The 19849-nt window shown below is 72.4% G+C and carries 19 protein-coding genes; 6 read left to right on the plus strand and 13 right to left on the minus strand.

Annotation, left to right across the window (positions count from 1 at the left end; all coding sequences use genetic code 11):
• The first annotated feature begins 49 nt into the window (after positions 1–49).
• Complete coding sequence (locus tag IE251_RS08470) at positions 50–1243, plus strand: TerD family protein (protein WP_189752293.1); 1194 nt, start codon at positions 50–52, stop codon at positions 1241–1243.
• A gap of 119 nt (positions 1244–1362) precedes the next feature.
• Here IE251_RS08470 and IE251_RS08475 read toward each other — a convergent pair whose 3' ends face one another.
• Positions 1363–1938 (minus strand): TetR/AcrR family transcriptional regulator, encoded by a 576-nt coding sequence (locus IE251_RS08475; protein WP_189752294.1) that lies wholly within the window; start codon positions 1936–1938, stop codon positions 1363–1365.
• 151 nt (positions 1939–2089) lie between these two features.
• Here IE251_RS08475 and IE251_RS08480 point away from each other — a divergent pair, with 151 nt between their 5' ends.
• Positions 2090–3580, plus strand: a complete 1491-nt coding sequence (locus IE251_RS08480) for an MFS transporter (RefSeq protein WP_189752295.1) — start codon at positions 2090–2092, stop codon at positions 3578–3580.
• On the opposite strand, the gene IE251_RS08485 is transcribed toward IE251_RS08480, so the two are convergent.
• Together IE251_RS08485 and IE251_RS08490 are read right to left on the minus strand one after the other, a co-directional pair.
• A complete protein-coding gene (locus IE251_RS08485) occupies positions 3549–5000 on the minus strand; it encodes an alkaline phosphatase PhoX (RefSeq protein ID WP_189752296.1) in 1452 nt (483 codons plus the stop codon). The genes IE251_RS08480 and IE251_RS08485 overlap by 32 nt on opposite strands.
• Before the next feature lie 524 nt (positions 5001–5524).
• Positions 5525–6949 carry a hypothetical protein gene (locus tag IE251_RS08490; RefSeq protein WP_030792200.1) on the minus strand — a complete coding sequence of 475 codons (1425 nt, stop codon included), beginning with the start codon at positions 6947–6949 and terminating at the stop codon, positions 5525–5527.
• Between the two features lie 269 nt (positions 6950–7218).
• On the opposite strand from IE251_RS08490, the gene IE251_RS08495 reads away from it, so the two are divergent.
• Positions 7219–9042 carry a DUF8508 domain-containing protein gene (locus tag IE251_RS08495; RefSeq protein WP_189752297.1) on the plus strand — a complete coding sequence of 608 codons (1824 nt, stop codon included), beginning with the start codon at positions 7219–7221 and terminating at the stop codon, positions 9040–9042.
• A 68-nt stretch (positions 9043–9110) separates the two neighbouring features.
• Here the strand turns inward: IE251_RS08495 and IE251_RS08500 are convergent, their stop codons facing one another.
• From IE251_RS08500 to IE251_RS08510, 3 genes are all read right to left on the minus strand, one after another.
• Positions 9111–9713: a DUF3618 domain-containing protein gene (locus IE251_RS08500; RefSeq protein WP_189752298.1), complete on the minus strand. Its 603-nt coding sequence runs from the start codon at positions 9711–9713 to the stop codon at positions 9111–9113.
• 105 nt (positions 9714–9818) lie between these two features.
• Entirely contained in the window at positions 9819–10514 is a 696-nt protein-coding gene (locus IE251_RS08505) for a hypothetical protein (RefSeq protein WP_189752299.1), read from the minus strand.
• Positions 10511–10663 carry a hypothetical protein gene (locus IE251_RS08510; RefSeq protein WP_189752600.1) on the minus strand — a complete coding sequence of 51 codons (153 nt, stop codon included), beginning with the start codon at positions 10661–10663 and terminating at the stop codon, positions 10511–10513. The genes IE251_RS08505 and IE251_RS08510 overlap by 4 nt, the downstream gene beginning before the upstream one ends.
• Before the next feature lie 155 nt (positions 10664–10818).
• On the opposite strand from IE251_RS08510, the gene dapA reads away from it, so the two are divergent.
• Complete coding sequence (gene dapA / locus IE251_RS08515) at positions 10819–11718, plus strand: 4-hydroxy-tetrahydrodipicolinate synthase (RefSeq protein ID WP_189752300.1); 900 nt, start codon at positions 10819–10821, stop codon at positions 11716–11718.
• A 72-nt stretch (positions 11719–11790) separates the two neighbouring features.
• Here dapA and dapD read toward each other — a convergent pair whose 3' ends face one another.
• From dapD to IE251_RS08530, 3 genes are all read right to left on the minus strand, one after another.
• Complete coding sequence (gene dapD, locus IE251_RS08520; RefSeq protein WP_189752301.1) at positions 11791–12777, minus strand: 2,3,4,5-tetrahydropyridine-2,6-dicarboxylate N-succinyltransferase; 987 nt, start codon at positions 12775–12777, stop codon at positions 11791–11793.
• Between the two features lie 64 nt (positions 12778–12841).
• Positions 12842–13378 (minus strand): TetR/AcrR family transcriptional regulator, encoded by a 537-nt coding sequence (locus IE251_RS08525; protein ID WP_189752302.1) that lies wholly within the window; start codon positions 13376–13378, stop codon positions 12842–12844.
• Positions 13378–13701 carry a DMT family transporter gene (locus tag IE251_RS08530; RefSeq protein WP_030792216.1) on the minus strand — a complete coding sequence of 108 codons (324 nt, stop codon included), beginning with the start codon at positions 13699–13701 and terminating at the stop codon, positions 13378–13380. Before IE251_RS08530 ends, IE251_RS08525 begins: the two co-directional genes overlap by 1 nt.
• A 91-nt stretch (positions 13702–13792) precedes the next feature.
• On the opposite strand from IE251_RS08530, the gene IE251_RS08535 reads away from it, so the two are divergent.
• On the plus strand, positions 13793–16663 hold the full coding sequence (locus tag IE251_RS08535; RefSeq protein WP_189752303.1) for a tetratricopeptide repeat protein: 2871 nt from the start codon (positions 13793–13795) through the stop codon (positions 16661–16663).
• Between the two features lie 172 nt (positions 16664–16835).
• Positions 16836–16958: a hypothetical protein gene (locus tag IE251_RS41675; RefSeq protein ID WP_267925603.1), complete on the plus strand. Its 123-nt coding sequence runs from the start codon at positions 16836–16838 to the stop codon at positions 16956–16958.
• 59 nt (positions 16959–17017) lie between these two features.
• Here IE251_RS41675 and IE251_RS08540 read toward each other — a convergent pair whose 3' ends face one another.
• From IE251_RS08540 to sufC, 4 genes are read right to left on the minus strand one after another with little or no spacing between them, the layout of a single operon-like run.
• Positions 17018–17350, minus strand: coding sequence for a metal-sulfur cluster assembly factor (locus IE251_RS08540; protein WP_030792219.1), 333 nt, complete (start codon positions 17348–17350; stop codon positions 17018–17020).
• The gene (gene sufU / locus IE251_RS08545) at positions 17347–17814 is read right to left on the minus strand and encodes a Fe-S cluster assembly sulfur transfer protein SufU (RefSeq protein ID WP_181794308.1); all 468 of its coding nucleotides are present in this window, start codon (positions 17812–17814) and stop codon (positions 17347–17349) included. The genes IE251_RS08540 and sufU overlap by 4 nt, the downstream gene beginning before the upstream one ends.
• Before the next feature lie 16 nt (positions 17815–17830).
• Positions 17831–19087: a cysteine desulfurase gene (locus IE251_RS08550; RefSeq protein ID WP_030792225.1), complete on the minus strand. Its 1257-nt coding sequence runs from the start codon at positions 19085–19087 to the stop codon at positions 17831–17833.
• Positions 19084–19848 carry a Fe-S cluster assembly ATPase SufC gene (gene sufC, locus IE251_RS08555; RefSeq protein ID WP_030792227.1) on the minus strand — a complete coding sequence of 255 codons (765 nt, stop codon included), beginning with the start codon at positions 19846–19848 and terminating at the stop codon, positions 19084–19086. The genes IE251_RS08550 and sufC overlap by 4 nt, the downstream gene beginning before the upstream one ends.
• Position 19849: the final 1 nt, after the last annotated feature.

Raw genomic sequence — 19849 nt, forward strand, 5'->3', positions numbered from 1 at the left:
GGTAAGGGAACGGTAAAGCGGTGCCGTTCGTTCACCCGGCATGACAGCTATGACCCCAGGCTCGAACATCCCTCTGCCGACCGCGCGCGTGACGGTGGACGTCTCCGCCCCGGTGCGGCTCGACGTGTCGGGCCTGCTGCTCACCGACGACGGCAAGGTGCGTTCCGACGACGACTTCATCTTCTACAACCAGCCGAGCGGCCCCGGCGTGACCTACCGCTCGGGCGGCGGCACGGCTCCGGACGCGGTCACGGTGGACACCGCCGCCGTCCCGCCGGAGATCGAGAAGATCGTCGTCACGGCCAGCCCCGACGCGGCCGGCCAGACCTTCCAGGGCATCGAGCCGACGGCCACGATCCGGGACGCGGACGGCGGTGCGGTCCTGGCGACGTTCACCCCGCCGCGGCTCGGCACGGAGACCGCGCTGGTGGTCGTGGAGATCTACCGCCGGGGCGGCCAGTGGAAGGCGCGGGCCGTCGGCCAGGGGTACGCCAACGGGCTCGCCGGCATCGCGACCGACTTCGGTGTGACGGTGGAGGAACCGGCGGCGGCCGCACCGGCTGCGGCGGCCCCCGTGGCCCCGCCGCAGCCGGTGGCCGCCCCGCCCGTACCGGCCGCCCCGCCGCAGCCGGCGGCCCCGCCGCCCGCCCCGGTGCCGGGCGCCGGGAAGATCAACCTGGACAAGGGCCGGGTCAGCCTCCAGAAGAACCAGACGGTGTCCCTGGTCAAGGGCGGCCGGCCGGTGCTGTCCCAGGTACGGATGGGCCTCGGCTGGGAACCGGCGTTCCGGGGCCGGGACATCGATCTGGACGCCTCGGTCATCGCCTACGGCCCGCAGCGCAACCACATCGACAGCTGCTACTTCGGCAACCTGGTGATCCTCAACGGCGCGATCCGGCACTCCGGTGACAATCTGACCGGCGAGGGCGGGGGCGACGACGAGGTCATCACGGTCGACCTCGGCCGGCTGCCCCAGGAGGTCACCGGCCTGGTCTTCACGGTGAACTCCTTCTCCGGCCAGAAGTTCACGGAGGTCGCCAAGGCCTACTGCCGCCTGGTCGACGCGGCGACGGACGAGGAACTGGTCCGCTTCGACCTCACCGCCGCGGAGCCCCGTACGGGCGTCATGATGGCCAAGCTCATCCGCCAGTTCTCCGGCGAATGGGACATGACGGCGATGGGCGACTTCGTCAAGGCCCGCACGGTACGCAACATGGTGGACCCGGCAGCAAAGGCACTGTAACTCCGCCCCGCCGCAGGAGGGGGCGGCTCCACTGCCGCCCCCCAGCCCCAGCCGACCCGCACGGAAAAGCACCGTCAGCGAGCCCTCAGCCCACCGCACCGAAAAGCAACCTCACCCGGTCAGCGCCCGACCGCCCCCAACCCCTCCCCCAGCAAACTCAGATAGCGGCGGATCTCCTTCTCCCCCGCCCCCGCCAGCTCCGCCGCCGAAGCCACCCCGTGGGCCAGCCGCAGCACCTCGATCGGCTCGACATCCCCCCGCAGCGCCCCGGCCTCCTGCGCCGCCACCACCAACCGCGCCACGGCCCCCTTCACCACGGCCCCGCACACGGTCAGCGCCGCCGCCCCGCCATCGGTCACCGCCGAACCCAGCAGCGCCTTCATCCCGCGCACCTGAATCGTGCCGACCGCCAGCTCGTACAGCCACTCCGCCAGCGCCTCCCCCGGCGCCAGCTCCTTCGCCAGCTCGTCGGCCCGCGCCCCCAACGCCTCGATGCGGTCCACGTACGCCGCCTCCAACAGCGCCTGCCGCGTCGGGAAATGCCGGTACAGCGTGCCCGAACCGACCCCCGCCCGTTTGGCGATGTCGTCGAGTGACGCGTTCTCTCCATGCTCGGCGAAGGCCTCCGCCGCCACCTTCAGCAACCGCTCGTAGTTGCGCCGAGCGTCCGCGCGCATGGGCCTGCCCTGCGTCATCCACCCACTCCTTGCCAACCGGGGACCCTCTCCGTATCTTATCGAGCACCAAACGGAGACAGTCCCCGCTTACCGTCGTAGCGCTCCACGGGCAGCTCACACCTGCCCGCGCGAAGCCGCGTGCCCGGGGACCCCAGACCGGGAGACCGCCATGTCCACCCCGTCCGCACCGTCAGCACCCACCGCATCGACATCCGCTTCCGCACCGCCACCCGCGGCACCCGCGCGGCTCGGCACCACCCTCCTCGTCATCGTCACCGCCTACCTGATGGTCGGCGTCGACTCCACCGTCGTCAACGTAGCGCTGCCGGACATCCAGCGGGGCCTCGGCTTCAGCCCCACCGGCCTGTCCTGGGTGCTCAACGCCTACACCCTCGCCTTCGGCGGTCTGCTGCTGCTCGGCGGACGGGTCGGCGACATCCTCGGCCGCCGCCGCACGCTGACCGCCGGCGTCCTGCTGTTCGCGCTGTCGTCCCTGCTCGGCGGCCTGGCCACCGACAGCGGCTGGCTGCTGGCCGCCCGCGCGCTCCAGGGCGTGGGCGGTGCCCTGATCGCCCCGAGCACCCTGGCACTGATCACCACGGGCTTCCCCGACGGCCCGCGCCGGCACCGCGCGCTGAGCGTCTACTCCTCCACGGCCGGCATCGGCGCCTCCGTCGGCCTGGTCCTCGGCGGCATGCTCACCTCCTGGGCGTCCTGGCGCTGGGCGCTGCTGGTCAACGTGCCCATCGGGCTGGTGCTGGCCCTCGCCCTGCCCCGCTCCGTCCCCGAGACCCCGCGCCACCCGGGCCGGTTCGACCTGCCGGGGGCGCTCACCGGAACGGCCGGCACGACCTCGCTGGTGTACGCCTTCATCCGGGTCTCGGAGGGCGGCTGGAGCGACCCGCGGGCGCTCGTCGCCTTCGCCGCGGCGGCCGCCTCGCTGGCCGGCTTCCTGCTGGTGGAGTCCCGGGCGGAGCAGCCCGTGCTGCCGCTGTCCCTGTTCGCCGACCGGGACCGGGCCGGCGGGTACGCGACCATCCTGCTGCTGCCCGCGGGCATGTTCGGCGCGTTCTACTTCCTCACCCTGTTCGGCCAGCAGGTGCTGCGCTACAGCCCGCTCCGCGCGGGCTTCGCGTTCCTGCCGATGACCCTGGTGATGTTCACGACCGTACGGCTGGTGCCCCGGCTGCTGGCCGGGTTCGGCGCCAAGCCGGTGCTGCTGACCGGCCTGTCCCTGGCCACGCTCGGCACCGGATGGCTGGCCCTGCTGGAGCCCGGGGACGGCTACGCGGACGGGCTGCTCGGACCGCTGGTCCTGGTCGGCCTGGGCCTGGGGCTGAGCTTCATGCCGCTGAACGCGACGATCCTGTCCGCCGTCACCCCGCGGCAGGCCGGCGCCGCCTCCGGCCTGCTGCAGACCCTCCAGTGGCTGGGCGGCACCGTCGGACTGTCGGTCCTGGTCACGGTGTACGGCACGGCGACCCGGCACGCCACCGGCTCGCCGGACGCCGTCCTCACCCGCGGCGCCGCCCACGCCTTCGCCACCGGCGCCGCGCTGACCCTGACCGGCCTGCTGGTGGCGGCGACGGTGCTGACGGGCGGGCGCCGGGCGAAGCGGCCGGGTGAGGTCAGCGCCGCTGCCGCTTCCAGGGCCCGGTGATGGCGAGCATGATGCCGGGCGTCTGGATGTTGGCGAACAGGGTCCGGCCGTCGGGCGAGAAGGTCACACCGGTGAACTCGCTGTACTCCGGCTCCTCCGGGGTGCCGATGTTCAGCTCGTTACGGGCGATCGGGTAGGTCCGGCCGCTCTCGGTGGCGCCGAACAGGTGCTGGACGCCCTCGCCGTCCTCGGCGATGACCAGGCCCCCGTAAGGGGAGACGGTGATGTTGTCGGGGCCGTCGAAGGCGCCGTCCGCGGCCGGGTCCGGGTTCACCCCGAGCAGCACCTTCAGGGTCAGGGTGCGGCGCCCCGGGTCGTAGAACCAGACCTGGCCGTCGTGCTGGACCGGGCTCTCCTGGCGGGCGAAGGAGGAGACGACGTACACCCCGCCGTCGGCCCACCACATGCCCTCCAGCTTGCGGGCGCGGGTGACCTGGCCGTCGGTGAACTGCTTGCGCACCGAGACGGTCCGGGCGTCCCGGTCGGGGACGTCCACCCAGTCCACGCCGTACACGGTGCCGGTCTTCGTGGCACGGGACAGGTCGTCCACGTACCGGCCGCCGGAGTCGAAGCACTTGAAGGCCTGGAGCACGCCCGCGTCGTCGGCGAGGGTGCGCAGCCTGCCGCGGCCGTGCCGGAAGCCGGTCGGCGGGACCCAGCGGTAGAACAGGCCGTTGGGGCCGGAGGCGTCCTCGGTGAGGTAGGCGTGGCCGCGCTTGGGGTCGATGACGACCGCCTCGTGGGCGTAGCGGCCGAACGCCTTGACCGGCTTGGGGTCGCGGTTGGCCCGGCGGTCCTCCGGGTCGACCTCGAAGACATAGCCGTGGTCCTTGGTGAAACCGTTCTTCCCGGCCTTGTCCTCGGTCTCCTCGCAGGTCAGCCAGGTGCCCCAGGGGGTGCTGCCGCCCGCGCAGTTGGTGGCGGTGCCGGCGATGCCCACCCACTCGGCGACCTCGCCGCCCCGGCGGACCTCGACCACCGTGCAGCCGCCGGCCGCCGCCGGGTCGTAGACCAGGCCCTCGGTGAGCGGCACCGGGTGCGGCCACTGGGCGCGGGCACCGGCCAGCTCGTGGTTGTTGACGAGCAGGGTGGTGCCGCGCGGGCCCTGGAAGGTGGCGGTGCCGTCGTGGTTGGACGGGGTGAACTCGCCGGACTCCAGCCGGGTACGGCCGCTGTAGGTGATGATCTCGTAGCGGAAGCCGGCGGGCAGGGCGAGGATGCCGTCCGGGTCGGGGATCAGCGGGCCGTAGCCGACGCCGTGGTGGTGGCCCCCGTGCGCCGGGGCGGCCCCGGCGCTCTCGGTCTCCGTGGCGGCAAGGGCGTTCGGCGCGGTGGCGAGGGCGCCGACGCTGCCCGCCAGGGCGACCCCGGCACCGGTGATCGCTGATGTCCTGGCGAAGTCCCTGCGGGTGAGCGACATGGTGTCTCCTGTGACGACGGTTGCGGTGTCGTGGAGGGTGGGGGGCCTCGGTTCGCGCACACGCTCCCGTCCACCCGTGAACGGAAGTTGAACGCCGGACCACCAACGCGGCGCCCGTTCCATGAATCCGTATGCCACAGACCAAGACGACATACAGCACGACGGCCCAGGTCGGCCCCGGCGCGACGGACAGCACCCCGAAGGAGCGCCGGGAACCGCGCGCCCGCCCCTACCACGACCCGCGGCCGACCACCGGTCCAAGCCCCCACACCAACGGCCCGGACCGGACCGGCGCGACGGACAGCGCCCCAAAGGGGCGCGGGGAACTGCGCGACCAGCCCACCACAGCCCGCACCCGAACACCGACCCAAGCCCCCCGTACCGCCACCCTGCCGAGGACCCAGCCAAGGCACGGCCCACTGACACCGGGGGCATGAGCCGACAAGGCCCCCGCACCGACGGCCTACGACCACGCCCCAACGGTCCGCGGCACAGGGCGCCGGCCGCCCACGCCCGCCCGGCGCTCAACCCCCGTGCTGGGAGCGCGCCTTGAACGCCGCCTTGCGGGCCTCCTTGGCCACCTTCTTGTCCGGGTGCAGCCGGCCCATCGCGTCCAGCACCTCGGCGGTGGCGGGATGGTCCACCCGCCAGGCCGCCGCGAAGAACCCGCTGTGCTGGGCGGCCAGCCCCTCCACCAGGGCCCGCAGCTCCTCGGAGTTGCCCTCGGCCGCCAGCTGCGCGGCCAGCGTGTCGACGGTCAGCCAGAACACCAGCTCCTGGGAGGGCGCCGGCACCCCCGCGGCCCCCCGCTCACTCAGCCACACCCGGGCCAGTCCGCCCAGCTCGGGGTCGTCCAGCACCTCCCGCAGCGCGGGTTCCGCCTCGGCGCCCACCAGCGACAGCGCCTGCTGGCAGCGCAGCCGGCGCAAGGGGCCCCCGGCGTCCGCGCCGCGCGCCGCCGCCAGCAACTCCCGGGCCGCGGCGAGCGGTTCACGGCGGGCGAGCCACAGTTCCGTCTCGGCGCGGGCGGCCGACTGCCCGAACCGGGCGGTGCCGTCGAGCAGCGCGTCCGCGCCCTTGTCGGCCAGCTCGCCGACGACGGGCGCCTCGAACCCGGCCTCCAGCAGCCGTGCCCGCAGCCCGTACACGCCGAGCGGGGTGAGCCGGACCATGCCGTAGCGGGAGACGTCGGTGTCGTCCACGGGCGCCGCGGGCTCCTCGTCGGCGTCGGCCATCAGCGCCTCGTCCACCGGCTGGTAGGCCACGAGTCCGGCCGGCTCCAGCGCGCGGAACTGGTCGTCCAGCCGCATCATCGCGTCGGAGACCTGCTCCAGGACGTCGTTGGTGGGCTCGCCCATGTCGTCGGGCACCAGCATGGACGCGGCGAGGGCGGGCAGCGGGACGGGACTCTCGCCGGCGCCGTCCTCACCGACGGTGAGCAGATAGAGGTTGCCGAGGACGCCGTCGAGGAAGTCCGCGTCCGCCTGCGGATCCCAGTCGAGCGACGAGAAATCGACCCTGCCGCCCTCGTCCATGGCGTCGGCCAGGTCCTCCAGGTCGGGCACGGCCGCGTCGGCGAGGACGGTCTCCAGCGCGGTGAGCCACACCGCGAGCACCTCGCGCGGGGAGCCGGTGAGCAGGGCCAGGTTCTCCCCCGCCCGGACGGTGCCGGCCTCCTCGTCCACGATCTCGACCAGGCCCGCGTCCACGGCGACCCGCCAGGCCTCGCTGGCGTAGGCGGCGGCGTCGTCCCCGGTCAGGCCGAGCAGGGCGGCGGCGGCCGGCAGCTGCTCCTCGACCAGGGTGCCGCCCGCGTCGACCCGGGTGTCCGGCCCGGCCCAGCGGGCGAGGCGGGCGGCCCGGGAGAGCAACGGCGTGGACAGCGCGGCGCGCGCCAGCTCCGCTTCGGGGTGCAGCCGCGCGGGCGGCAGGGGGGAGCTGTCTGACATCGGCTGGTTCTCCTCGGACCGAGAAAACGGGCTCAGCCGCTCAGCCTAGACGGATTTCCACCCATGCCGCCCGGTTCATCTCTCCGCAAGCAGCCGGCCATGGCCGAAACCTTGACAACTCCCCGGGCCAGGCAGGAGATTGACGCGCGTAGAAGTTCGGGGGACAACTGTTCACTCGGCGCTACGCGTGTCACAGGGGGCACACGCGCCCCCCACGGTCTCCGTTCCGTCCTCGTCCCGGCGCTCACGCACGTCCCGGAGGGAATCCCTTGCCGAGCAGGTCTTCCGCGCGCCTCGCCGCGCTCACCGTCGCCGCCGTCTGCGGCGCGGCGTCCGCCGTCGTCCTCACCTCCCCCGCGCACGCCGACTCGGTGCGGGTCCACGACATCCAGGGCACGACCCGGATATCGCCGTACGCCGGGCAGAAGGTGACGGACGTGCCCGGCATCGTCACGGCCACGCGCACCTACGGCTCCTCCCGGGGCTTCTGGCTCCAGGACGCGGCCCCGGACGACGACCCGGCCACCAGCGAGGGCGTCTTCGTCTTCAGCAGCTCCACGCCGAAGGTCGCGGTCGGCGACGCGGTGACGGTGACCGGCACGGTCACCGAGTACGTCCCGGGCGGGGCCTCGTCCGGCAACCAGTCGCTGACGGAGATCACCAAGCCGCAGGTCACCACCGTCTCCACCGGCAACCCGGTCCCGGCGCCGGTTGTGATCGACGAGGACGCGGTGCCGGACGCCTACGCGCCCGAGGGCGACCCCGCCGCGGCGGGCTCGATCAACGGGCTCGCCCTGGACCCGTCGGCGTACGCCCTGGACTACTACGAGTCCCTGGAGGGCATGAACGTCCAGGTCGCCGACGCCCGCGTGGTCACCGCGACCGACTCGCACAGCGAGCTGTGGGTCACGGTCAAGCCGTGGGAGCACCGCAGCCGCCGCGGCGGCACGGTCTACGGCTCCTACGACTCCCAGAACACCGGCCGGCTCCAGATCCAGTCGCTGGGTTCCGCCGCCGACTTCCCCAAGGCGGACGTCGGCGACCGTCTCTCCGGTACGACGACCGGCCCGCTGGACTTCAACCAGTACGGCGGTTACACGCTGGTCGCGAGCGGCCTCGGCACGCTGGAGAGCGGCGGCCTTCAGCGCGAGACCACACGCGCGCAGTCGGGGCGCGAGCTGGCGGTGGCGACGTACAACGTCGAGAACCTCGACCCGTCGGACACCACCTTCGAGCAGCACGCCGCCGCGATCGTGGACCATCTGAAGTCGCCGGACATCGTGTCCCTGGAGGAGATCCAGGACAACAACGGCGCCACGAACGACGGCACGGTCGACGCGGACAAGACCGTCACCAAGCTGATCGACGCCATCGCCGCGGCGGGCGGCCCGGTGTACGACTGGCGGTCGGTCAACCCGGTCGACGGCCAGGACGGCGGCGAGCCCGGCGGCAACATCCGCCAGGTGTTCCTGTTCAACCCGGAGCGGGTCTCCTTCACGGACCGCCCGGGCGGCGACTCGACGACCGCGACCGGTGTCACCAAGGAGCGCGGCAAGGCCCGGCTGACCGTCTCGCCGGGCCGCATCGACCCGGCGAACGCGGCCTGGAGCAACAGCCGCAAGCCGCTCGCGGGCGAGTTCGTCTTCCGCGGCAAGACCGTCTTCGTGATCGCCAACCACCTCAACTCCAAGGGCGGCGACCAGGCGCTGACCGCGCAGTACCAGCCCCCGGCGCGCGGTTCGGAGATCCAGCGGCACGCCCAGGCGACCGCGGTGAACGCGTTCGTCAAGGACATCCTGGCGGTGCAGAAGAACGCGGACGTGATCGCGCTCGGCGACATGAACGACTTCGAGTTCTCCGGCACCACGGAGCTCCTGGAGGACGACGGCGCCCTGTGGTCGGCGATCAAGTCCCTGCCGAGGAGCGAGCGTTACACCTATGACTATCAGGGCAACCAGCAGGTCCTGGACCAGATCCTGATCAGCCCGGCGATCCGCCGCGGCGACTTCGAGTACGACAGCGTGCACATCAACGCGGAGTTCCACGACCAGATCAGCGACCACGACCCGCAGGTGCTGCGGCTGCGCCCGTAACCCGGGACACGACGGCGGGACCGGCCGGGCGCGGTGCCCGGCCGGTCCCGCCGTCCCGTGTCAGCGGCTCACTGTCCGCCGCGGTCGACGCGGCGCCAGACCACGGCCACGCCGACCAGGGCGGCGCCCGCCGCGCCCGCGAGCATCGCCGGCCGAGGGTGGCGCAGCGCGGTGCGCACGGCCTTGCGCACCGGTCGGGGCAGCCGCAGGTCGTGCTGTGCGGTGTGCCCGGCGTGCACCGCCCGGTCCCGCAGCGCGTGCCGGCCGTGTCCGGCCCGCTCCTGCATCAGGTGGCCGGCCCTGGTCATCCGTTCCTGCGCGCCGTGGCCGGCCTGAACGGCCCGGTCCTGCAGCAGATGTCCGGCCCTGGCCGCCCCCTCCTGCATCCGGCCGCCCGCCCCGGCGGCCTTGCCCTGCACGAGGTGCCCCGCCCTGGCCGCCCGGCCCTGGGCGCCGTGTCCCGCGTGGGCGGCGCCGGAGCGCAGTTGTACGGTCATGGCGCCGGCCTTGTCCCTGAGATCCGCGGCCCGTGTCCGGGCCCGGCCCGTGACATCGGCGCGGCCCGTCAGCCGACCGACGGTGCCACCGAGCCGGCTCCGGGTCTGTTCGATCTGCCGGCGCAGCTCGTCGGGGCCCTTGGCGCCCGAGCCGCGCGGGTTCCTGTGCCTCATCGGTGTGCCCTTTCCCTGGTCGCGTCCCCGGTCGCGGCGGCGTCCGTCCGGATCCGCCGCGACCGGTTCCGTGCGGACCGTCCGGGTACCCGGAAGCGGGGGCGCTCACCCCTGTGCGCCGTCACCCGCCCCGCGCTCGCCGAGCCGGGCGAGTTGGGACTGGAACCAGTCCAGGCGCGCCTGCAACAGGGCGGCCTCCGCGACGAGTTCGGGCACGCTCGGCCCGGCACCCGACGCCGACTCGTCCGAGCCGGGGTGTCCGGCGCCGCCCTCGGCGACCACCCGGAGCCCCTGTCCGGCCAGCCGGGCGAACTCCGCGAGGGAGACGGACGTACGCCCGCGCACGCACAGCGCGCAGGCGGGGGCCAGCGCCCGCCAGCCCGGGCGGCCCCAGCCGGCGTCGGCCAGCGCGACGGCACCGGCGCCGCAGCCGCAGGGCCCGACGGTGGCCGTACGCACCCGTTGCCGGGCGTAGCGGAAACCGCGTTCGAAGCGGATGTAGGCGCCGAGGACGGAGACCTCCAGCAGCACGGCCGCGCGGTGCTCGGCGGTGCACCGCAGGTCCTCGGCGACGGCCCGGTCGTGCACGCAGTGGAAGCCGCAGTCGCAGCGGCGCGCGGGCGGACGGTGCCGACGGCCGTAGACACAGGAGGCGTCGTCGAGGACGGCGTACGGCAGCGCGCCGCCGAGCGAGACTCCGGTGAACCCGGCCCGGGTGCCGTCCCGGGACAGCACCGGGTGGGCGATCTTGTAACCGGTCGGCGGCTCCGTCGGGCGTTCCGCCGGGAGCCGCGGTCTCATCGGGCGGCCGGCACCTCTTCGCGGGTCGGCTCGGCCGGTGCGGCGCCGACGGTCTCCTCGGGCGGCGGCGGTTCCTCCGCGTGGTCGAGCGGCCGCTCCTCGGCGACCCCGGTGGCCAGTGCCTTGCCGAGCTTCATGGTGCCTCCCATGACCGGACGGTGGGGATCCTCCGGCCATGGTGACGCATAAGGGGCGAGTTGAACACAGGGCCTCCGCCGCAGCCCGCAACCTCTCAGCAACACTTACTGATACATCGTAGGAGAATTAAGTAGAGCTTCACCGATGTGCCGCCGAGACTGCTCGCATGACGAGCACCCGCACGCCCCCGCCCTTCGGCCGCACCCTCTGCGCGATGATCACGCCGTTCACCGAGGCGGGCGCGCTCGACCTGGACGGCGCCCGGCGGCTGGCCGCGCACCTGGTGGCCGAGGGCTGCGACGGCCTGGTCCTGAACGGCACCACGGGCGAGTCGCCCACCACCACCGACGAGGAGAAGACCCGGCTGGTGCGGGCCGTGCGGGAGGCGGTCGGCGACCGGGCGGCGCTGGTCGCGGGCGTGGGCTCGGCGGACACCCGGCACACGGTCGAGCTGGCCCTCGCCGCCCGGAAGGCGGGCGCGGACGGCGTCCTGGTGGTGACGCCGTACTACAGCCGGCCCCCGCAGGAGGCCGTCGCCGCCCACTTCCGCCAGGTCGCCGACGCGAGCGGGCTGCCGGTGATGCTGTACGACATCCCGGGCCGCACCGGCACCCGGATCGAGCCCGAGACGCTGATCCGGCTCGCGGAGCACCCGCGGATCGTGGCCGTCAAGGACTGCTCCTACGATTTCCTCGGCGCCCAGAAGGTGCTGGCACAGACCGGGTTGGCGTACTACGCGGGCTGCGACGAGCATGTGCTGGCGCTGTACGCGGTCGGCGCGGCGGGCTGCGTCAGCACGGTCGCGAACGCCGTACCGGCGCACATCGCCGCGATCCCGGCCGCGTTCGACGCCGGCGACACCGAGCGGGCGCGGCAACTCCAACTGGCGGCCACGCCGTTGATCGAGGCGATGATGAGCGCGGGCCTGCCCGGCACGGTCACCGCGAAGGCCCTGCTGACCCGCCTCGGCCTCCCCGCGGGCCCGGTCCGCGCCCCCTTGCTGCCGGCGGACCGCCACACGGCCGACGGCCTGCTGGCCCGGTACGAGGCACTGCGCACGGTGTGATCCCCTTCCCCCCGCATGACACAGCGCCCTCCACCGCGGGTGGGGGGCGCTGTGCCGAGTGTGGCTGGGGTGTCAGTTGTGGCTGTGCAGAATGTCGTTCAGGCCGCCCCAGACCGCGTTGTTCGGGCGGGCCTCGACCGCGCCGGTGACCGAGTTGCGGCGGAAGAGGATGTTGGAGGCGCCGTTGAGCTCGCGGGCCTTGACGATCTGGCCGTCGGGCATGGTGACGCGGGTGCCCGCGGTGATGTAGAGGCCGGCCTCGACCACGCACTCGTCGCCGAGGGCGATGCCGATGCCCGCCTCGGCGCCGATCAGGCAGCGCTCGCCGATGGAGATGACCACATTGCCGCCGCCGGACAGGGTGCCCATGGTGGAGGCGCCGCCGCCGATGTCCGAGCCGTCGCCGACCACGACACCCGCGGAGATCCGGCCCTCGACCATGGAGGTGCCGAGCGTGCCGGCGTTGAAGTTGACGAAGCCCTCGTGCATGACCGTGGTGCCGGCGGCGAGGTGGGCGCCGAGTCGGACCCGGTCGGCGTCGGCGATGCGCACGCCCTTGGGGACGACGTAGTCCGTCATGCGCGGGAACTTGTCGACCGAGGTCACCTGGAGGTGCAGACCCTCGGCGCGGGCGTTCAGCCGCACCTTCTCGATGTCGTCCACCGCGACCGGGCCGAGCGAGGTCCAGGCGACGTTGGCGAGGAAGCCGAACTGGCCCTCCAGGCTCAGGCCGTGCGGCTTCACGAGCCGGTGGCTGAGCAGGTGCAGCCGCAGGTAGACGTCGTGCGCGTCCACCGGCTTGTCGTCCAGCGACGCGATGACCGTGCGGACCGCGACCACCTCGACGCCCCGGCGGGCGTCCGGGCCGGTCGCCGCGGTGGCGCCGCCGCCCAGCAGCTGGGCCGCCTGCTCGGCGGTCAGCCGCTCGGTGCCGGCCGGACCCGGCTCCTCGACCAGCTCGGGGGCCGGGAACCAGGTGTCGAGAACGGTGCCGTCGGAGGCGATGGTGGCGAGGCCGGCGGCGACGGCGCCGGTGGTACGGGTTGCAGACTCGGTCATGGGGGAAAACCTAACGTGGGCGGGGTGGTGAGGGCGAACCGCGTCTCACGTGCCGGGCGCGGGTTCAGGGGATCAGCCGAGCCAGCAGGGTGCGCGCGTGGTCCTCGTCGTACGAACCGCCCGTCAGCAGCACCTGGAGGCACAGGCCGTCCATCAGCGCGAGCAGGGCCCGGGCCGTGACCGGATCGGTGCGCCGGGCCAGCGGCGCCGCCGCCCGCTCGTTCCACTCGGCGGCGACGGGGCGCAGCGCGGGCCGGCGCAGCGCGGCCAGGTACAGCTCGTACTCCAGCTCCACACCGGTGCGCTCGCCGCCCAGCCACACCTTCAGGGCCCGGGCCAGCTGCGCGGCGAGGCCGTCCGGGCCGCCGTGGTCCGGGACCAGCTCGGCCAGCACCCCGGAGAACCCCTCGCCGGCCTGCCGCAACGCGGCCACCAGCAGCTCCTCCAGGGTGGCGAAGTGATACGTGGTGGAGCCGAGCGGCACGTCCGCCTCGGCGGCGACGCTGCGGTGGCTCAGCCCGGCGATGCCGTCCCGCCCGGCCACGCGGATCGCCGCGTCGATGATCCGCTGCCGGCGCCCGGGGTCGTGGCGGCGCGCCATCAGTGCGCCGCCCCGCCCAGGTTCAGCACCACCACGCCCCCGATGATCAGCAGGATCCCGCCGACCTTGGCCGCCGTCAGCCCCTCCCCGAACAGCAGCAGCCCGAGGACGGCGATGGCCGCGGTGCCGACCCCGGACCAGATGGCGTAGGCGGTGCCGATCTGCACGGTCTTCAGCGTCCGGGCGAGCAGCGCGAACGACACGACGTACCCCACCGCGGTCACCAGCGAGGGCCAGAGCCGGGTGAATCCCTCGCTGTACTTCATCGCCGTCGTAGCGGTCACCTCGGCCGCGATGGCACCCGCGAGCAGCAGATATCCCATGTGTACGAGCGTACACAACGGCGGTGCGCGGCCCGCACGGCAAGACATTGGGCATCATGGGGGCTCGGTCGCACACGGGCAGGTGGGGAACATGGGGGAAGAGGCCAGGTATCCGGAGTTCGGTGCCGCGGTGAAGAGCCTCATAGCCGATTCGGGCCTCACGCTCGACCGCATCGCCGCGGAGTCCCTCAGGTCCCGCCGTACGCGACTCACCCGCACCACTCTCAGCAGCTGGCAGACGGGCCGGAGCCGGCCGCGGGACTGGGCGGCCCTGGCCGCCTTCCTGAGCCTGGTCAGGGAGCACTCCTCGCTGCCTCCCGACCGCTTCAGGGAGGGTGTCTGGCGCGCCCTGTACCGAAAGGCGACCGTCCACGGCACGCCGTCGGCGGCTTCGGCCGCCGAGCCGGCGCGCTCCTTGGCCGGAGAGGCCGACCCGGTCCTCCTGGGCGTCCGGCGCACCCGCGAGTCGCCCGGACACGATCCCCTGCCTCCCTATGTGACACGGGACGCCGACACCGCGATCGACAGGGCATTGGCGGCAGCGGCGGAGACCGGCGGCCTGGTACTGGTCCGTGGCGACTCGACCAGCGGGAAGACCCGCGCCGCCTTCGAGGCCATGATCCGCGTCCTGCCGGACCGCCGGCTCCTCCAGCCCCGGCGTCACAGCTCCTTCGGCCCGTGCGTGGAAGCCGCCCGTACCTCGGCGCGGCGCGGCGAGCGCTGCGTGGTCTGGCTGGACGATCTGGAGCACTATCTGGGCCCCGCCCAGCTCGACGAGGTCGCGTTGCGTCAGCTGGCGCTCTCCGGGGCCGTGCTCATCGCCACCATGCGGCTCTCGGAACACCATCGGCGTGCGCCTCGGGCGACGGGAACGGCCAAGGGCGGCGACGCCTACGCCAGGATCGACCTCAGCGACCCCGTCCTGAAGGCGGCCGACGTCATCGATCTGCACCGGAAGTGGAGCGACGGGGAGCTGGCCCGCGCCGGAGAACAGACGGATCCCCGGCTGCGGGAAGCGCTCGCCCATCACCAGCGCTACGGCATCGCCGAATATCTGTCCGCCGGGCCGCACTTGTGGGACCGCTGGCGCAATGCCCGTTACGCGGGCGGCAACCCGCGCGGACACGCGCTGGTGAGCGCCGCGGTCGACCTGGCCCGTGCGGGCCTCGGCCCCGTGCCCATCGACCTCATCGCCTCGCTGCACACCGATTACCTCGCGGACGAGGAGAGCGCGATGCTCATGCCGGAGCCACTGGACGAGGCCGTGGCATGGGCCACCCGGGATCCGCTCGGGGTGAGCCGGCTCCTGGTGCCCGCCGGAGAGGATCTGTGGCGCCCGTTCGAGTACCTGGTCGACATGCTGGCGCAGCTCCCCGATCCGCCCCCGGTACCGGAGTCCGTCCGCGAGGCCGCCGTGCGTCACGCGAGCTCCGTCCACGAGCGCTACAGCGTGGGGGTCTCCTGCTACGAGGCCGGGCGGAAGGACATGGCGTTCCGCGCCTTCCTCCCGTCCGCGGAATCGGGGCACGTCGACTCCATGCTGTACGTCGGCTCCATCCTGCTGGACCAGAACAAGGAAGCGGCGGCGGAGACCTGGTGGCGCCGTCTGGCGAAGGCCGGCAACACCCGCGGGATGCTCAACCTCGGCGTGCGCCACTCCAGGAAGGGACGGCGCGCGAAGGCGGAGAAGTGGTGGCGGCGGGCCTTCGAGGGCGGCCTGCCGGACGCGGCGGCCAGACTCGCCGACGTGCACGCCGACCGCGGTGAACACGAGGAAGCCGAGCGGCTCTGGAACCTGGCGCTGGAGGCCGAGGTCCCGGACGCGTTCTTCCGCTTCGGGCTGCTCGCCTACGAACGGGGGGACCTGGAAGAAGCCCGCGGGCTGTACGCGAGGGGAGCCGTGCGCGGACACCGCGAGTGCACGACCAATCTCGCGCAGGTCTTCTTCGGACTGGGACGCCTGGAGGAGGCGGAGAAGCTCTACCTCATCGCGGCCGGCGCCGGGGACAGCGTGGCCATGCGTGCCCTGGGCACCCTCGACGAATGGCGCGGGCGCTTCACTCCGGTGGCCGAATCCCGGGAAGACCGCGCGCGCCGGGTCGCCGAGACACTTGAGCGTCTGTTCGAAGACGCCGAGAGGGAAGGCAAGTGGGACGCCACGGCCGAGTCCGCCGAGGAATGGTACGAACGGGCCTTCCGGCACGGTGACTTGATGTCCCTGCGTCTGCTGGGCAACCTCTACCAACGGCGCGGGAAGTACCGGAAGGCCCACAAGTGTTACCGGCGCGCCGCCAAGCTGGGGGATCCGGCGTCCTTCGCCTACTTCCAGCGGCCCGTGCTCGCCGGTGCCGTGTGGCGGGAGATCCCCGGTTCACCGGACGAGGCCGACGACACCCCGTGGGGGCCCAGCCCCCGCACCCTCGGCGTCCTCGAAGCCGCCCTCGACATAGAGGCCGACATGGCGGCGGACGGCCTGAGGGAGCTTCAGGACCGGCCGGTCACGGCCCGGGACTGGGGACTCGGCTGCTTCGACCGGCTGCCGTCGCAGACGTGGGACCAGGGTCTGGAGTGGCGCCGCCGGATGATCCAGGCCTTCGACGACCTCGCCGCCGACATCAGGGAGGGGCGGGTGCCGAGGCCCCGCTGTACCGGGGAGGAGATGGCACTGCATCTGGCCCTGGAACAAGCGGCCGCCATCACGGACGACAGCCCCGATCTCGCCGAGGAGTTCACGGAAGGGGTGCCCGGACGGCCGGACGACTACGACTGGTTCGCCTGCAAGGACCTGCTGTTCGAGGACCACGACGTCCTGATGCTCTACGAGCCCTGGATGGAGGGGATCGAGAGTCCGGACAGCGCGGTGAACCAGCACTTGGGCATGGTGCACCTGCGGCCGGAGGACTGGTTCAAGCCCTTCCGGCCGGAGGACGAACGCGACCCGGCCCGTCCGTCCAGGTACTGATCCGGACCGCACGGGAATTCCCGCCCACCCTGCTCGACCTGCGCAGACGAGCTACCGACGAGGTCGGACGCTGGCCGGACACCGCCGCGTGGGAGTTCGATCGTCCCGTCCTTCCACCGCAAGCCACCCCGTCGAAAGGCCGGTTGTGTCCCTGCCCGAATTGCTCGTTGTCGTGCTCGTCCCGTTGGTCTTCACCGTGGTCCTGCTGGTGGCCTTCCTCGCCGCACTGCGGGGGCTGCGGGGGGACCAGCGCATCGCCGTCTTCCGGATCTTCGTCCGCGCGCTGCGGCGATGACAGCGCGAAGGCTCCCTGGAGCGTCTCCAGGGAGCCTTCGCGAAAGGGGGGAGCCTCGGTCAGACGTTGAAGCCCAGCGCGCGGAGCTGTTCGCGGCCGTCGTCGGTGATCTTGTCGGGACCCCACGGCGGCATCCAGACCCAGTTGATGCGCAGCTCGTTGACCAGGCCGTCGGTGGCGGACTTGGCCTGGTCCTCGATCACGTCCGTCAGCGGGCAGGCCGCCGAGGTGAGGGTCATGTCGACGGTCGCGATGTTGGAGTCGTCGATGTGGATGCCGTAGATCAGGCCCAGGTTGACGACGTCGATGCCCAGCTCGGGGTCGACCACGTCCATCAGGGCCTCGCGGAGCTCCTCCTCCGAGGCCGGCTTCATCTCAGCGGTGTCGGTCATGCCGTCTTCCTTTCGGCGTCGGCGCCACCCAGCGCCTGGGCCGTCGCGTCCTTCCACGCCATCCAGCTCAGGAGGGCGCACTTGACCCGCGCGGGGTACTTGGAGACCCCGGCGAACGCGACCGCGTCCTCCAGGACCTCCTCCATCGCGTCGTCGGGCTCGATCCTGCCCTTGGACTGCATCAGCTCCAGGAAGGTCTCCTGGATCCGCTGCGCCTCGGCCAGGTCCTTGCCGACCAGCAGCTCGTTGAGGACCGACGCGCTGGCCTGGCTGATCGAGCAGCCCTGGCCCTCGTACGACACGTCCTCGATCGTCGTGCCGTCGTACTTCACGCGCAGGGTGATCTCGTCGCCGCACGTCGGGTTCACGTGGTGCACCTCGGCGTCGCCATCCCTCAGACCACGCCCGTGCGGGTTCTTGTAGTGGTCCAGGATGACGTCCTGGTACATCGAGTCCAGCTTCACCTTGTCAGCACGCCTCTCAGCCGAAGAAGTTCCGTACGTGCTCCAGGCCGTCGACCAGGGCGTCGATCTCGGCCGGCGAGGAGTACAGATAGAACGACGCTCGCGTGGTCGCGGGAATTCCGTAGCGCAGGCACACCGGCCGCGCGCAGTGGTGGCCGACCCGGACCGCGATGCCCTGCTCGTCCAGCACCTGGCCCACGTCGTGCGGGTGGATGTCGCCGAGCGTGAAGGAGATCGCCGCGCCCCGGTCCTCGGCCGTCGTCGGACCGATGATCCGCAGGTCCGGCACCTCGGCCAGGCGCCGCACCGCGTACTCCGTCAGCGCGTGCTCATGGGCGAGGATCTTGTCCATGCCGATCGAGTTCAGGTAGTCGATCGCCGCGCCGAGCCCGACCGCCTGGGCGATCGGGGGCGTGCCCGCCTCGAACTTGTGCGGTGCCGGGGCGTAGGTGGAGGAGTGCATCGAGACGGTCTCGATCATCTCGCCGCCGCCCAGGAAGGGGGGCAGGTCCTCCAGCAGCTCCTGGCGTCCCCACAGCACGCCGATGCCGGTCGGGCCGCACATCTTGTGGCCGGTGAAGGCCACGAAGTCGGCCTGGAGCGCCTGCACGTCCAGCGGCATGTGCGGCGCGGCCTGGGAGGCGTCGATGCACACCAGCGCGCCGACCTCCTGGGCGCGCCGGATGATCGTCTCGACCGGGTTGACCGTGCCCAGGATGTTCGACACCAGCACGAAGGAGACGATCTTCGTCTTCTCCGTGATGATCTCGTCGATGTTCGACAGGTCCAGCCGGCCGTCGTCCGTGAGGCCGAACCACTTCAGCTTCGCGCCCGTGCGCTGCGCCAGCAGCTGCCACGGCACGATGTTGGAGTGGTGCTCCATCTCCGTGATGACGATCTCGGTGTCCTGGTCCACCCGGTAGGGCTCGTCGGCCCAGCCGAGCATGTTCGCCACGAGGTTCAGCGACTCGGAGGCGTTCTTGGTGAAGATCACCTCGTCGCGGCTGGGCGCGTTGATGAACTCGGCGACCTTGTCGCGCGCGCCCTCGTACAGCGCCGTGGCCTCCTCGGCGAGCACATGCACACCGCGGTGGACGTTGGCGTTGTAGCGCTCGTAGTACTCGCTCAGGGCGTCCAGTACCTGGCGCGGCTTCTGGCTGGTCGCCGCGTTGTCCAGGTACACGAGCTTCCTGCCGTCGTGGACGACTCGGTCCAGAACGGGGAAGTCCTTGCGGATCGCCTCGGTGTCGAGGAGGCCCGGCAGCTGTGTCACGCGGATGCGCCACCCTTCACGTACGACTCGTAGCCCTCGTTCTCCAGCTTGTCCGCGAGCTCGGGGCCGCCGGACTCGACGATGCGGCCGCCGGCGAACACGTGGACGTGGTCGGGCTTGATGTAGCGCAGGATGCGCGTGTAGTGCGTGATCAGCAGGGTGCCGACCTCGCCGGTCTCGCGGACGCGGTTGACGCCCTCGGAGACGATGCGGAGCGCGTCGACGTCCAGACCGGAGTCCGTCTCGTCGAGGATGGCGACCTTCGGCCGGAGCAGCTCCAGCTGGAGGATCTCGTGGCGCTTCTTCTCACCGCCGGAGAAGCCCTCGTTGACGTTGCGCTCGGCGAAGGACGGGTCCATGTTGAGGCGCTCCATGGCCTCCTTGACCTCCTTCACCCAGGTGCGCAGCTTCGGGGCCTCGCCGCGGATGGCGGTGGCGGAGGTGCGCAGGAAGTTGGAGACGGAGACGCCGGGGACCTCCACCGGGTACTGCATCGCCAGGAACAGGCCGGCGCGGGCCCGCTCGTCGACGGACATCTCCAGGACGTCCTCGCCGTCCAGGGTGACGGTGCCGCCGGTGATGGTGTACTTCGGGTGACCCGCGAGGGAGTAGGCGAGGGTCGACTTGCCGGAGCCGTTGGGGCCCATGATGGCGTGCGTCTCGCCCTGCTTCACGGTGAGGTCGACGCCCTTGAGGATCTCCTTCGTGGCGTTGTCGGCCTCGACGGTGACGTGCAGGTCTCGGATTTCAAGCGTTGCCATG

This window comes from Streptomyces eurythermus (assembly GCF_014649115.1).
GTDB classification, from domain to species: Bacteria; Actinomycetota; Actinomycetes; order Streptomycetales; family Streptomycetaceae; genus Streptomyces; species Streptomyces eurythermus.